This is a genomic window from Tumebacillus lipolyticus (genome assembly GCF_042682745.1).
Lineage (GTDB): Bacteria > Bacillota > Bacilli > Tumebacillales > Tumebacillaceae > Tumebacillus_A > Tumebacillus_A lipolyticus.
Window position 1 is genome coordinate 221,570 of record NZ_JBHUIO010000008.1, and the last position, 14,912, is coordinate 236,481.

Below are 14,912 nucleotides of genomic sequence, written 5' to 3' on the forward strand. Positions count from 1 at the left end.
TATTCGCTTCGTTGCACTTTACTAGTTCCCAAAAACCTCTTTCCACATTTAGACCTTTTAGACAAATTCTGCTTCACTTTCATTCCACTCTATATATTTTCGCTTTATATACTTCTCTATCGACTTCATCATTTTCAGGGGATACGGGAGAGTTTGCGTTATTTCAAACGAAATGCACATCTCTCTCATTAAGTGAACGATCCAAGCGAGGCGGTCGCGTTCCGATTCTTCCATTTTCCCCAAAGGCATGTATTCTACGGCACGGGGTTGCTGAAATGTTTTGGAGGGATCATGGAGCTTTGTCATGTCTTTTCTGATCCCTCTTTGTGAGAGTCCTTTCGTTCCCACTCCATAATATATGCCACTTGTTCCATCAGAATAGACACCTGTAGATAGGGACAGCGGGATGAAACCATACGCCGGAAGTTCATCCGTAGTATTAATACGAATCACCTTAATATCCGGATCCTCCTGAATCCACGAAGCAATCGGCGGATTCTGCTCTTTTGATACTCTGCCATTCGTTAATGCTGATATTCCTTTCGTTCTCAAGTGAGCACCAATAAGGAGTATGAACGCTTCGGTATTAAGTTTCTCTCGCCTTAATTGTTCATCTAACCAACGTGTAAGCCACGATTGATCTTTCTTTAGATAAGGAGCAGGCTTCAGCATATGACTGTTTAAAATAGCTTGATGAAGCGGTAGCCATTCCTCCATCCCATCGCCTCTTACAAAGAGCTTACCTTGGTGAAGTTTGGTTAACACAGGAAAATCACCGTGATCGACATGAATCAAATCAAATGAAACAATAGGAGGAACTTCACCCATTTCGAAAAGGGGCTTGAATTCAACAACTCCGGCATCTGACAGGAGATCTAGAATTGCGTTAAACACTTTATGTTTATAATTGGATCCTTTTTGCCCTTCGTCCCCATCCTCCACATAACCTTTAGGATAAATAAACTGCGTCAAACGACCTGTTCTTCGAAATCCTTCACGTATCGCTAATTTAGGATCGGCACCCTCCCACATCTTTTCCCAATTCTCTTTAGGTAAAATTTCGATTAATGATAAGGTTACTTGTTCTGTAGACATGACATCCTCAAGTGTTCGCTCAATGATATTGACCCGATGCGTATATGCTTCCTTGCCATGAACAGCCTCTAAAGCATCTACATAGCCTTGCCGCTCCCTTTTCATCAAAGTCATTCGATTCCCTGTCCGCGATACCAATCGAAAAACAGTTTCATCTTCCTCTTCTACAATTGCATTCAATTTATATTTCTTATCTCGAAGCACATTAATAACTTGATCATAAAGCGCATCTGGCCCCCAAATCTCTAGAATGAAGTCCTTCGCATGTGGCACCAGCATGGGAAGCAGATTCCCCTTGTCTTTATTTTTTTCAAATACGGATTTTGGCTTTGGGATGAAGGCTATTGGAGCAAGGGGTGTCCATTGTGCAAGCTCCTCGACTAAAATCTCAAAAAACTGTCTTTTCTCCCCTATACTAACTCCAGAACCAATCAGATGTGATCGAAAGACTTGTTGATTGTGAATGACCATCACCCGAGGGTTACATCCTTCGCCAAATCGCTCTGGATTTGTTAGGATCTCCTCTGGCGTAAACGGTTGATCCCATAACAAATCAAAAAACAGTTCATCCAACCCCTCTCTCCATCTTGTATATGGTGCCTGGTTACCTTGTCTTCGATAGGAAAGACTAGCAAAGGAGCGTACGTTCTCTTGACTCATCTCCGTATACGGATTGTCGATCGATACGAGCAATGTACAGTGAATCTTGCCTTTTAGTTTCTGTGTGTTGACCGGTTTCGTAATGATACGACGCACACCGAAGGTGATAAGAAGCATATATCGATTTGGCTCTCCACCTCTGGTCTTTAAACGAAAACGTACAACGTAGCTAAATTGGCCCCTTTTTGTTGAAATCGGTTGGGACATACAATCGACTTCCCGCGTTGCAAATACTTTCGAAAATCGTAGGATGAGAGGTTCATCTTCCTCCTTTAATTGCAGTGTTTTTTCACTTTGGCAAAATCGATGAGCGACAAGAGAAGGCAAAAGGTTGAAGTAAAGGTCATTAGCTTCTTTGCATGCTTGACTTATCGTTATCGTTTTCCACTCCAATTCCGAAGATTGAACGTCATCTGGCACAGGGATGCCTACTTCAGAGGCAGTTTTTAGAAACCAAGCTTTAACAAGGAGAATCAAAGTACTAATTGATATGGGGCGCACGGCAAGTAGCCACGGTTTTTTCGTATCCTTATAAAACTCGTTATCGACCATAACTAAATCTGGGAAAATACCTTTCAGCTTCTCACCAAGCGGCTTAATTCTCTTCTTAAGAGTATAATCATTCCCTTGACTTCCCTTTCGCAACTGTAGCACCCAAGTCTTCCAAGCCTCAGGTATATACAGCTGGTAAATGATTTCCCCTTCCCACTTGGAAAGCTCCATATCAAATGCGAATAGCTGCAGTTGAGTGTCTTTCTTACGACTCATTGTCTTCCTCCTTCATCATTTCTCGAATACTCTCAATATAAGGTCCATACAAGCTCCGAAAAGCAAAATTTGATTCATGATCCCCCATGATCTTTTGCCAATAATCGAGCATCGACTCTCCCATTTTCACATTCATTGGTTGTGCATCAAATTTACTATCACAATAGAACACGCGGGCACTCGTTCCTTTGCGAAGCAGTCGCCCAATGGTTTGCCATATAGGAACAAATGTGAACCATGCGAAAGTCTGTCTCTCCTCAGGCTCCAAAGATGCCCAATAATCCGGCTTACGGTATAACCGATGGAAAAGCTTATTGCTTTCCCTTCGAATCAAAGTTACCCCTCTTTGGTAATGTAGATTTTCATGTTGTATTTGCTCAAACATCACTGGAAGCCTCGAGTGAAGCAATTGAATTAAATAAGCCATATCGTTTGGAATCGGGTACGGACGCACCAAGAAAAAAACGGAGCCAAACAGTGAGCCTTTCTCTTCATCCAAAATATTATAACCTCGGCTGATTGCGAGTAGCGGCGCGATCAACAGATCAGCCGATTCATGAACAAACCGTTCCAGTTCAGCGCGCATAAACACGGATTCATCAAAACTTTCCGCATTTCTACTGAGTTTACGGAAACGGCCAACCCATGCGACCTTTAATTTTATGGCTTCTGACACTTCCTCGACATCATTATAAGAGTTGACAATAAGTAGCACCCTGCGTTTGGTCCCACCCGCCTTCCATTCCGCCAATTCCTGCTCGATCTTAGGAAGTAGCAATGTTGTCATCCGCCTTAAGTTTGCGCTGCGAAATTCATCTCTCAAACCGGATACTACAATCGGATCTGCTGAACCGCTCTCAAACAAAGGATAAAATTGTTGATAAATTTTGGGCGGTGCCCAACTTGATTCAATCAACCATGTAGGTTCAACATTCACATCGTAATGTGGGGAACCCGGGGCAAAACTTGTACCAGACAGAAGTACAATGGCTGGACCTTGATGATCATCCGAACTTTTAAAGATTTGATTCCAGTCTTTTAACAAGAGACGACCAATACCTGAATAATGGACTGTTTTGAAGGTTCCAGGCACGCCATCCCGCATCACTTCGTAAATATATCCGGTTAGCCTCCCAGTCATGGCTTCCTTAAGAAATGGAATAAAGCCGCGTTGGTTGCTTTGAAAGATGTTAACTTCACTAAATAGTCCTATTTTTGTACGAATGAAGGGGTACAACTCTTTCAATTCTGCTAAATCGTAGTCAACCACACTTAGGTACAAATAGAACTCTAACCAGTCATACGGATATCGATACGACCCTCTCGGCTCTTCGCTACCCCCTAGATTCACAACGACCCGTCTTAATATGGTTCTGCGCTCTTCCACTGACTCCGCTGTTAGTAATTTTATGACTTCATCGTAAAGCTCATCTTGAAGAGGATTTTCTGTAAACAGTCGAAGCCGATCCTCGAAACTCTGCTGTGCCTCATCAGTACGCGTAAAAGCTCGACTAATCCTAAAAGATTCTGTCGACAGTTGAACCAACCGTCGATCTAAGGACGACGCAAATTCTGGGTAACGGAGCAACTTGCGATAAACGCCGCCTCGAATGGTTTTGTATAATCGATGCAATCCATCGATCCATTGTTGAACAATTGTGTCTTCGCTATTGCCATATTGACCGGCTGTTTTGAGCGTTGTCTCGACTAGTAGCTTTTCAAAGAAATGCTCGGATGTTCCAAATAGAGCGTGTTCTTCTAGAAATGCATCATCAAACTGCTTTTGCACCGCATCCGCTTCATCAATAAAAATAATGTCCAGCAGATCATACATCGCTTCATAGATCGTTCGCTCGTATGGATCAATCATTCCTGGTAGCTTCGATTGTAAAACGCTTGCTGAAGTGGTCACCCACACTTGAGCATCGATAAGCTTGGCATAATCCTGATACACACCGCATTGTGAAGCAAATGGACATAGACAAGTAGTTGTGTTAGGCAGCTGTTGTATTCTGCGACACGGATAGTCCGTACTAAGATCCCTGTCGTTAGCAAGTGATCGAATCAAACAGTGGTCAGATAGATGCTGAAGCTCACGATGCTCATTATGGCTCCAATCCGCAACATCATAGATTTCATGTTGCTTCGCCGCTAAATAATCATCGCGATGTTTAGTTCGGCTGGTCTTCCCGATAATCGGAATGGCGTTTACACCAAGCTGCCTAAGTTCCTTCACTCGATTGAGCACCTGGGGAACACTTCCCTCAATGAATCCAATTTTGGCCCCTTGTTGAGCCAACCGAACAGTCTCAGCCACCATGAAAGTCGACTTTCCAGCGCCTAAGCCACCGATAATATGCTGGGTCCCTTTATACGTCAGCACTTTGGCTGATTGATCTTGTAAAGGCTTAAGCCATATAGCTTGCCCGTCGCGATCCTTCCACTCCGAACTAGCGGCCGCTTCCTTGATTGCTGCAGAAGGGTGTAACAGCCCATCTGAAATCTCGAGCTGGAAGATGTTCTTCTCCCGATAACGCGAGAATTGAGGAAGTGGATTCGGAACATACGGGATTTGCCCTTCATAGAGAATCGGATCAGTGTTGGGCGACTTGCTTTCATATCGGAAAGGACCGACCGACGCAAACTTATAGTCCCTCACTACATTTTCGATGGGCATTTGCAACAACTGTTCATACCATAACTGACGATCTGAAAAGAGCGAAGGGACTCGCCTATACCAATTACCATTTGTTTGTTCGTATAAACAGTACTCAGAAGGAAGCAAGCGGTACATTCGAAACATTTGATTCCACAACCGCTTGGATCTGAGATCTCGAAATAACACCCGAATCCGATGTACAATATCGATATTTGCCTCTTGAGGAAGTACCGGAATGTCGTACCCCGCCATAAGACAGCTAGCTTCAGCGATAGGCATATTCGGATCAATGAGCCTACAGCCTGTTATAAAGAGCTCGACGGTGTACATAGTATGAAGGCTTTCTGAGGATAAGCCCGAGGATGAAAGTTTGCGTTCGAAATGTTTTCGATAATCTCGGTGCCAGTACGACACTCTCATCTAACACTCCACCTCTTCCTTCAACATCTTAAGTATGTGCTTCTCATCCAATATGCGAATATGATTGGCGTGTGGGCTTAATATTTTTCGAAGTGTTGACACAAAGCCAGGATATCGCTTGGTGCGATATTCAGGAATGACGATATAAATCCCCTTTCCGCTAAATTTCTGGAGTTGATATGCCGTCTGATCATTAAAGAATTTGGCTAATGAAAATGGATTGCTAAAATCTTTCATATCGAGATAGATATACCGCTGACCCAATTTCACTTCCAAATCAAATCGGTCAACATCTGGGAACATCTTGACCTCGTACCCACGCTTGACTAACTCATCATGGGCACGCAGTTCGGCTAGCCCTGGGAGCATCGTATACCGATAGACACCTGTCCGTAAGCGAAACAATCGTTCAGTAGTACTCCAACTGAGCAATTGTTGTTCCCGACTTTGTATCTGACCACAAATATCATCAATGCCGCAAAGCCATTGATGATTACGCTGTTCCAGCGTCCATCCACACCTGGGACATTTGCGGTACCGGGATGCTACTTGCGTAATTTCTTCATAACAATTTCGAACTGAATTATATAGAGATATATCACCCAAAGTGGTTACAAAAAGATTGAGTTCGTTGTACGTCACAACAGGTTTGGTAATCAGAAACATACGAATTTGGCGATACTGTTCATCCAGTTGCGGTACGTTGCTACGGCAATACTGAAGGATCGACAAAACCTCCTTAGCATGCGCTTCTTCTGGCGAATCATAGATCAGTTTAAACTCTCTAGCAGCTGCGGAAAGACCTATGTAAGGTACAACGAGAGGCTGATCCATAAGATGTCTTTCAAATTCAGGTAGCCCCCATTGTGTAACAGGCTTCTGTAACAAGTCTAGAAGTGCAACGTAATCAGGTGGAGGAGAAATTTCTGCTTCCATCAAGGCTCTTGAAAGCAAAAGATGGCCTTTCTGAAGTGTAGCTGGGATCTGATTTTTAATTGTTTCCCATTCCTCTAGGCCAGCAATGAGATAGTAGAGGGTTTCCTTTGCATCTGACATTTACATCTCCACCATTCTATGAAATTCCACAATATATACATTATAATACAAATCATATAAATCGGACAAATAGTTATCATTTTTAAAAATTTCACATCGATTAATCTACATTTTTGGCAATTATCTAGTTTCCGAATAGCGGAAACCAAGCATTCCAAAACTTGTGATAGAGCAGTTCACGTAATTGAGCGGGCAACAACCAAGAGCGCAAATGATGTGCGGTAAACAACTCATCATCCATTTCCACAGGCGAAATTGACTGTTTTACCTGCATTGGCAAACCTCGAGACATCCACGCTTCATGAACGTGATCGCTTTGTGCATTGTACAAGCGTTGGCTGTGAATTTCCACTTCCGCCCCTAATTTCGACCAATACTTTAACACCGGATATGTACGGTGTAGTGTTGCTGTTCGTGCAAGATATGATGGCTATCCACAATGCTCCAGCCACTTTGGATTGTACAACAGACTTTCAAACAGGACAGAGTATGCGCCAGATACAGCATGATCTCCCATCCTTCGAAACTCATATGGGAGGTTGTGGTCTAGGTTCGCATAATAAAAGCCCTGTCCCAACTCATAGTACATCAGGCGATGTGGCAAATAGCCAGACCCTGCTCCCGTACACAGCACAATATCCCCCGGTATTCGAAGTGGTGCACAGAAAGCAAACGCCACCCCTCGTCCACCACCGTTCCACTCCACACGCACTCCCGCAAGGCTCCAATCCATCGCTAGTCCCAAGGCATCATTTCATCTGTTGCTTTCTTCGCTCCTAATCCTGTATCGGTATTGGAAAAATCCAGAGGAACTTCTACCTTGAGTCCCCGAAACATGTCGTGCCCTACTGGAAGGAATTTTTCGACTTCCTTGACGAGACTAGTCGCACTGTATCGTCGTAGATAGTCGATCATGTGAAGGAAACCATCGTACTGAAATTCTTTAGCCATTTGATCTAAAACCTGATAATAGCGCCAAACAGCTGGCTTTAAAGTGTGCTCAAGATACTCATCGATTACTTCCTGGAGTTTCGAACTTTCGGAGACAGCCGGACCGGACAACAACAATTGTTCCTCTCGGAAAGAAATCTTACTGCCTTTCCACGGGATTGACCTTTTTCTTCTGGTGGAGAAAAACACTCAAAAGACCTGTAAAACTGATTCGACGGTTGGTATACTTAGTTTTGTGTATTACTTTGAAAGGGGCTGCCTGACATGCCGACGATAAAATACGGCACCACATCAATTGACTACCGCATCCGATACAGTCCTTCGAAGAAAGAAGTTACAATCTCGATCGACTGGATTACAGGCGTTTCTGTTGTTGTACCTGAAAACATCGATCAAGAACGCATCCAATCCGCTTTACAACGTAAAGCACCCTGGATTCTACGAAAACTCGTCGAATTGCGGGAGATAAAGTCGTTATCTACCCATCATGAGTTTATTAGCGGAGAAAAGTTTCCTTACTTGGGGAGACAATATCGTCTAAAGGTAATTGCAGCGGAGGATATTTCCGACGTATCTTTGGCATTCCAGAATGGTCGATTCATTGCGTCCGTTCCGAGATTATCAACTCCCGCTTGGCGTCAGGAGCGTTTGAGAGTTGCTTTTCGCGATTGGTACATTACTCACGGTTATAACAAAGTTCAGCAACGTATTAAACGATTTGCTCCACGCTTGGGTGTGAATCCTTCCAAAATCGTCATCAAGGAACAACAGGCGCGTTGGGGAAGCTGTACAAAAAATGGAACCATCAATATCAACTGGCGAATATTAATGGCTCCGATGCGAATTGTAGATTATGTGATTGTTCATGAACTGGGACATATGATTCACCCTGACCATTCTTCCGACTTTTGGACAGTCGTGGCATCAATTATGCCTGACTACGATCAACGGAAAGACTGGCTCAGAGTACATGGAGCGACGCTCGAATTGTAAGTCTACGTTCTATACCCTATTAAGAAGTCGATATCAATCTGTTTGTTTGACATTGAGTATTTTGTATACGCAACGATCAACCCTCTCATAGTCATTGTAAACTACACCGTGATGATTAGGAGAATTCACACAACAACGAGATGTGATATGAGTCCGTATTGTCGATTCTTTGTAATGGGTGCTTTTCTTCGCCAAATGCTTGATGACTTCCGGTATTGTAAAAAGGTTTCTTCCTTTTGCTGCCACGATGGATTGTACCGCGGTCAGTATTGCATCTCGATAGGTCGACTTTGGATCCAATGGCACTCACCCTTTCTACAAGTTCAAGACACCAAGGAGAAATCATGCTTTAAAATGTACCTTTGCTAAATTCATGACTTGTTGTGTGATCACTTCTAAACGATCGTTTGGACACTTTATTGCGCGCAGAATTCCCTTGACACGGCTCCGCATTTCACGTTGAACGTCCTCTTTTGTCGTCCAATCCCGAATCTTCTGTAGTCCTGAAACATCTTCCACGATGATTTGTGTGAGGTCTGTTAATTGCTCGTCCTTGTGGCTTTCGTTCGACAGTTTAGCTCGTAACAGGTCGAAGAAGGGGCGTTGCTCACGGGTAATTCCAGGCGTCGATTGGTCTGAATTGTACCCTTGAACATCCGCTCGAATTAACTCCTGTAGGTGTAAAACCAGTTGGACTGTTTCCAGTCGATGCTCTTTCCATTCCGAAATCAACTTTTCTAACTTTTCTTTGAGGGACATGTAATGAACAGGGTTTTCGTCCAATCTGATACGGATTTCGTGACGGATTGCATGTTCCATCTCTGACGCTTTCGCTTCGTCCGAAGACATTCCTTCAACATACTGACTGAATTTACTAGATAGGATGTCGATCGGATCGTGCAAAACGTCGATTGCATTGGCTCGAACATGTTCCTCAATCAATTCCTTTACCTTTGCCCCACACTCTGAAATATCCAATGCCTCGTCACGGAATCTCTGTTTTGCAGCTAGACGAACTTTTCCTAAAAACTTCAAATCGTCACGGTACGGATTTGCTAATGGACTAGGTAGCACCAAGTCCATGCTTTCTGTGAAACGTTTGAAAGCAAGGTCAAATTCTGTCCGAATGTCCTCCGGTTCTAATACTTTGATACAAGACTCCAGATTGTCACTGTTTACATGGTCAAAGAAACGCATCGCTGATCGATGACGACTTTGCAACCGTGGAAGTTCTGACTCGACGGGCATCATGACACCTCGAACATCTTTCTCGTGGAACACGTCTAACGCCTGTTTCAGAAACAATGAGACTCCGTAATAGTCAACGATCAAACCGTATGTTTTGCCGTCGCAAGTACGATTGCATCTTGCAATTGCCTGAAGCAGATTGTGTTCACGTAGCGGTCGATCCAAGTACATCACTTGCTCGATCGGAGCGTCAAATCCGGTCAATAGCATGTCACAGACGATGATAAACTTCAAATTATCATCACGATTCTTGAATCGCTCGATGTAGTTCTTTTGCTGATGTTCCGGCAAATGAAACTTCCTTAATTCTTCCGCGTCATTGTTGTTCCCCGAAATGATCACAACAGACTCTGGAGCATTCAACTTGTCTAACATCTTCTTGTACAAAATGGCCGTCTCACGATTAACCGCTACGATTTGAGCCTTAAAGCCATTTGGTGCTATATGCTTTTCGTAATGGTCAATGATGTCCATGCATATCGCTTCGATGCGCTTGGGGGCAGCCGTGATCGCTTCTGATGTCGCGTACTTCTGCTTGATTCGTTCACGATCTTCTTCTTCGTAATTGGCAAACATTCGATCGAAGATAGCATCCAGTGAACGTCCTTCGATTTGTAGATCAGGCATACGGCTCTCGTACAGAATTGGGACGGTCGCTCCGTCATCAACCGCTTGCTGAATCGTGTACGTGTCAATGTACGTTCCAAACGTACGTGTGGTGCTTTTGTCTTTCTTATCTATAGGAGTACCTGTAAAGCCAAGATAGCAAGCGTTGGGTAATGCTGTGCGCATGTTTGCCGCCAGACCTTTGTACTGTGTACGGTGACTTTCATCTACCAAGACAAAGATGTTATGATCCGTGCTTAGCACTTTGTCATCTTCCGAATCGGCCTCTTGGAACTTCTGAACGGTCGTCATGATGGTATTACCCGAACCTAGACGCAGGAGACGCCGCAGATCGGCAACCGTTTCAGCCCGGTTAGGATTCGGGAATCCGCAGCGTCTGAACGTAGCGGAAATCTGCAGATCCAGATCCTTGCGGTCAGTTACAACAACAATCGTAGGATTTCCCAACTCGGCCTGTCTTCGAAGTTTGACCGCCAAATAAAGCATTGTCAACGATTTCCCGCTTCCTTGGGTATGCCAAACAACACCGCCACGTTCTTCTGACAATTCAGCATTTATTACTCGATTGATCGCTTTGTTGACAGCACGAAACTGTTGGTAACGTGCCAACTTTTTGATTGTCCGCCCACCCTCAGGTTCATAGACGATGAAGTTCTGAATCAAATCCAGCAGTTGACGTTTAGTCAACATCCCTGCGATCAGAATGTCTTGAGGGTTCACTTCGTCACCTATATCCGAATCAGTCATAGGATACGGATCTTTCCATTCGCCGTAATGACGTAACTTCGCCCCGATGGTCGCATACTTCGATTGCTGTCCGCACGTACTGATTAGGATTTCGTTGTAGTAGAACAGACGATCTGCATCTGTTTGATATCGCTCCAACTGTTTGACACCTTGAGCGATTGGATTGGTGATGAACGGGCTTTTACACTCGATGACAACAAGCGGTAGTCCATTCACAAAGACGATCACATCAGGAATGATGCTGTCGGTCACTCCACTGACTTTGAATTGGTTGACGACAAGAAACTCGTTGTTGTCCACATTGTCAAAGTCAATCAAGCGGACGGTTTGATTTTTTTTGCCATGCCCTAAGTCTTGTTCAACAGAAATGTAATGGACAATTTCATGATGGATTGCTTCATTTGCTTCCATTAAACTGGAGGCTTCGATGTGAGTAATGTCACGGATGACTTTCCGTAGATTGTCATCGGAAATCCACGGGTTGATACTCTTAATAGCAACACTGAGACGTTGCTGTAAAACAACGTCTCGTAGCGTCCGACGTTCACCTTCGAAGTATGAACCGTGGATGTATGTGTAACCGTGTTTTTTCAGTTGGTCGATGATGCGATTTTCAACGAGCTGTTTTTCGTTCCAAACCTGCGTGGTCGTCATAGGGTCACCTCGGACGGTTCATCAACGTTGACACGGACTTTTCCCGTGAGAAGAACTTGCATTAAGGACTGTTTGGTTGTCTTCAATCCTTTAAGAGTTTTCCGCTCTATGTTCATCTTTGTGTCCAGTGTTGAGAAAATGAATGCTAAATGCTTTTGTTCCGTCAGTGAAGGTAATGGCACGGGAAAATCCTTCAATTGAGTAGAGTTAATTGATGCCAGATTCGTAGTTTGTTTCGCACACCCCATAAAATAGCGTTTTCCATAGGGACTTGCAGCCAAGTATGTGAAGTATTCAGGTAGCAGTATGCTAGCATCTGTTCTCACTCTGAACACATGATTTTGATGAATACAGTTAGGCACTTCGTTATGCCAAATATATCCACGTCCCAATTTATCAGCATCGCCACCTTCAGTAAGTAGCACGTCGCCGTCATAAAGCTTATACCGATGAAGTTCTTCACTTGTAACTTCAATGTACTTGATTTCGTCTAAATCCAAATAGCCGTCCTGAACATTTGCCACACGTAAATAAGGGACAGAAATAAGTTGCTGTCCATTGACCTTTCGCCCTTTTGTAACCCCAGACTTAATGTTCGCACATTCAGATAACTTTACAACATCCCACTCTGTCGGAATCTCGCCAATCTCAGTCTGCTTGAACATCGTGTGACCGATGCCTTTCTTCAACAACATCTGCATCAAGCCACGTTTGAGTATTTCCGTTTGCTTGATAATTGCTGTTGTCTTTTCAATGATATCGTCAACAGATTTGAGGATAGCCGCGATTTTACTTTGTTCAGCGAGTGGTGGAACTGCCAGAACCACATTTCCAAGGTTACTGCGACTAATACGCTGCCTTGTTGACCCTGATGTGTAAGATGACACTTCCTTTAATGTCCCTCGATAATTCAGTAGTTGAATTAAGAAGTCGATACTGTACTTCGATTCCTCAGGTCTAAAGATCGTAACATCCACAGCCGTGATTAGCCGCTCATTCGTATTTGGGACGATACACGCACGTCCGATTGGGTCGGCAAGTCGACAAATCAGAATGTCACCAGGATAGACTTCTTTACATCTAAGTTCATCGAATGTCTGTTCCGAGACAAATCTCTTCTTTTCTTTGTCTTTGAAACGACCCACATCGATATTTCCCGTTTGAATAAGTCGGATACCTTCGGACGCGATATAACGTGCCTCAATCCAATCCCCATCTATAAAGGAATTAACCTTATCTTTGTCAGCCATTTTAGCAAGAGGAACAACAGACCATCCAAATGGTAGATCGGCATTTTTATCAGCTGACTGTAATTGAACTTTACTCACCATAGCCCAACTCCTTCAGGTAGCCAGTCATCACCAGTTCCACCTGACGACGTTCTTCCTCAAGTCGTCGTAACTCTGCAATAGCGCCCTCAACGTCAATCTGTTCCTCAGCCTCTTTAGCATCAATGTATCTAGCAATATTCAAGTTGTAATCGTTATTGCGGATTTCATCCAAGTCAACGACACGACAGTATTTGTCTTGATTCTGCCACTTATCATACACAGCAACGATCTTCTTAATGTCCTCGTCACGTAAGAAGTTCTGGTTCTTTCCTTCTTGGTAGTCGTTCGCACCATCTAAAAAAAACACTTTGCCACGTTTGTCAGCATCCTTCTTACGGTTAAATATCAAGATACATGCTGGAATACTTGTCCCGTAGAACAGATTGGATGGCATCCCGACAACTGCCTCCAACAAGTCTTCTTCCAAAATTCCTTGCCGAATCGTACCCTCCGCACCGCCACGGAACAGAACACCATGTGGCATAATGACGCCAGCTCTGCCTTCGTGGTTCAATGTCGCAACCATGTGCTGAACAAACGCAAAGTCTCCCTTGTCCTTTGGTGGCAACCCGAAACGAAACCGTCCATAACCGTCTGATTCAACATTCTCACGTCCCCATCCCTTTAGACTAAATGGCGGATTCGCAATCACACGGTCGTATAACATCAATTCACCGTCTTGAAGCAACTTAGGATCACGAATAGTATCACCTTTAGCAATAAAGTGATCGCCCAGTCCATGTAACAGCAGATTCATCTTGCAGATCGCCCAAGTATTCAAGTTCTTTTCCTGACCGTGTAACGTCAAGCTTCTTGGGTCGCCACCAGTCTCCTTGATGTAATCGACAGACTGAATCAGCATACCGCCTGAACCAGCCGTTGGATCGCAGATCCGCATACCTTCTTGTGGCTTAATGAGCTTTACAATAAGTTCAACTACCTTCGATGGCGAATAGAACTCCCCACCTTTTTTGCCAGCGTCATCGGCAAACATCTTGATGAGATACTCGTAAGCACGACCCAACATATCAGGTTCGGGTAAATTGCTGTTCGACAAGTCGATGGCACTGAAATGCTGGATTAGCCGTAAAATAGTTTCGTCAGGCAGACGTTCCTTATCGTTAAAGTCGATTGACACTAATACACCTTGTAGTTTGGAATTCTCTTCTTCCAACAGTTCAAAAGCATGGTTGATTGCCGCTCCAATATCCTGTGAGATTGAGCGAATATGTGACCATCGTGCACGTTCAGGGACAAAGAATTGGTGTTCGTCGTGGTCATGCCAACCATAGTCATCCCCATACTGCACTTGAACTTGTTTGGCTTTCTCTACGAAAACGTCGTTAAGACGCTTCAAGAACAACATACCAAAGATATAGTTTTTATAGTCAGACGAATCGATACTTCCACGTAGTATATTTGCAGATTCCCAGAGATGGGATTCAAGTTGCTGCAACGTCAATTGTGACATTTTGAGACCTCCAAGTTGTAAACTACCGTTAGTACTATTTTACTACAAAAAGTCGGTATGTAGTGCGGTATTCCTCATCGCCGCTATGCATGAGAGGAAATGCATAAACACCCACTGGCAGTAACCAGTGGGTGTCAACAACAACTAACTTAATCTCAGGACTCGATGAAATCCTCCAATGAACTCTTTACTCAAAGTGCACCGCTCTTGTGACATTCTCAACAAGCAGGAA

At 43.9% G+C, this 14,912-nt stretch carries 9 protein-coding genes; 1 reads left to right on the forward strand and 8 read right to left on the reverse strand.

Annotated elements, in window-relative coordinates; translation table 11 throughout:
• Window positions 1-57: 57 nt before the first annotated feature.
• The 4 genes from ACFSOY_RS13590 to ACFSOY_RS13605 form a co-directional block, all read right to left on the reverse strand.
• A complete protein-coding gene (locus ACFSOY_RS13590; RefSeq protein WP_386047485.1) occupies window positions 58-2,523 on the reverse strand; it encodes a pPIWI_RE module domain-containing protein in 2,466 nt (821 codons plus the stop codon).
• On the reverse strand, window positions 2,513-5,602 hold the full coding sequence (locus tag ACFSOY_RS13595; protein WP_386047487.1) for a pPIWI_RE_Z domain-containing protein: 3,090 nt from the start codon (window positions 5,600-5,602) through the stop codon (window positions 2,513-2,515). Before ACFSOY_RS13595 ends, ACFSOY_RS13590 begins: the two co-directional genes overlap by 11 nt.
• Complete coding sequence (locus ACFSOY_RS13600; RefSeq protein WP_386047489.1) at window positions 5,603-6,658, reverse strand: restriction endonuclease-related protein; 1,056 nt, start codon at window positions 6,656-6,658, stop codon at window positions 5,603-5,605.
• A gap of 735 nt (window positions 6,659-7,393) precedes the next feature.
• Window positions 7,394-7,723: a hypothetical protein gene (locus tag ACFSOY_RS13605; RefSeq protein WP_386047491.1), complete on the reverse strand. Its 330-nt coding sequence runs from the start codon at window positions 7,721-7,723 to the stop codon at window positions 7,394-7,396.
• A gap of 150 nt (window positions 7,724-7,873) precedes the next feature.
• Here ACFSOY_RS13605 and ACFSOY_RS13610 point away from each other — a divergent pair, with 150 nt between their 5' ends.
• Window positions 7,874-8,602, forward strand: coding sequence for a M48 family metallopeptidase (locus tag ACFSOY_RS13610; RefSeq protein ID WP_386047493.1), 729 nt, complete (start codon window positions 7,874-7,876; stop codon window positions 8,600-8,602).
• Window positions 8,603-8,635: 33 nt separating this feature from the next.
• On the opposite strand, the gene ACFSOY_RS21260 is transcribed toward ACFSOY_RS13610, so the two are convergent.
• From ACFSOY_RS21260 to ACFSOY_RS13625, 4 genes are read right to left on the reverse strand one after another with little or no spacing between them, the layout of a single operon-like run.
• The gene (locus tag ACFSOY_RS21260) at window positions 8,636-8,908 is read right to left on the reverse strand and encodes a DUF7669 domain-containing protein (RefSeq protein ID WP_465336521.1); all 273 of its coding nucleotides are present in this window, start codon (window positions 8,906-8,908) and stop codon (window positions 8,636-8,638) included.
• Between the two features lie 36 nt (window positions 8,909-8,944).
• A complete protein-coding gene (locus tag ACFSOY_RS13615; RefSeq protein WP_386047495.1) occupies window positions 8,945-11,878 on the reverse strand; it encodes a type I restriction endonuclease subunit R in 2,934 nt (977 codons plus the stop codon).
• Complete coding sequence (locus ACFSOY_RS13620) at window positions 11,875-13,206, reverse strand: restriction endonuclease subunit S (protein WP_386047497.1); 1,332 nt, start codon at window positions 13,204-13,206, stop codon at window positions 11,875-11,877. Before ACFSOY_RS13620 ends, ACFSOY_RS13615 begins: the two co-directional genes overlap by 4 nt.
• Complete coding sequence (locus ACFSOY_RS13625) at window positions 13,199-14,680, reverse strand: class I SAM-dependent DNA methyltransferase (RefSeq protein WP_386047499.1); 1,482 nt, start codon at window positions 14,678-14,680, stop codon at window positions 13,199-13,201. The genes ACFSOY_RS13620 and ACFSOY_RS13625 overlap by 8 nt, the downstream gene beginning before the upstream one ends.
• Between the last annotated feature and the right edge of the window lie 232 nt (window positions 14,681-14,912).

Coding starts and splice junctions, on each gene's coding strand:
- ACFSOY_RS13595 (WP_386047487.1), bottom strand. CDS start 5,602: ATGAGAGTGTCGTACTGGCACCGAGATTATCGAAAACATTTCGAACGC.
- ACFSOY_RS13610 (WP_386047493.1), top strand. CDS start 7,874: ATGCCGACGATAAAATACGGCACCACATCAATTGACTACCGCATCCGA.
- ACFSOY_RS13600 (WP_386047489.1), bottom strand. CDS start 6,658: ATGTCAGATGCAAAGGAAACCCTCTACTATCTCATTGCTGGCCTAGAG.
- ACFSOY_RS13615 (WP_386047495.1), bottom strand. CDS start 11,878: ATGACGACCACGCAGGTTTGGAACGAAAAACAGCTCGTTGAAAATCGC.
- ACFSOY_RS13590 (WP_386047485.1), bottom strand. CDS start 2,523: ATGAGTCGTAAGAAAGACACTCAACTGCAGCTATTCGCATTTGATATG.
- ACFSOY_RS13625 (WP_386047499.1), bottom strand. CDS start 14,680: ATGTCACAATTGACGTTGCAGCAACTTGAATCCCATCTCTGGGAATCT.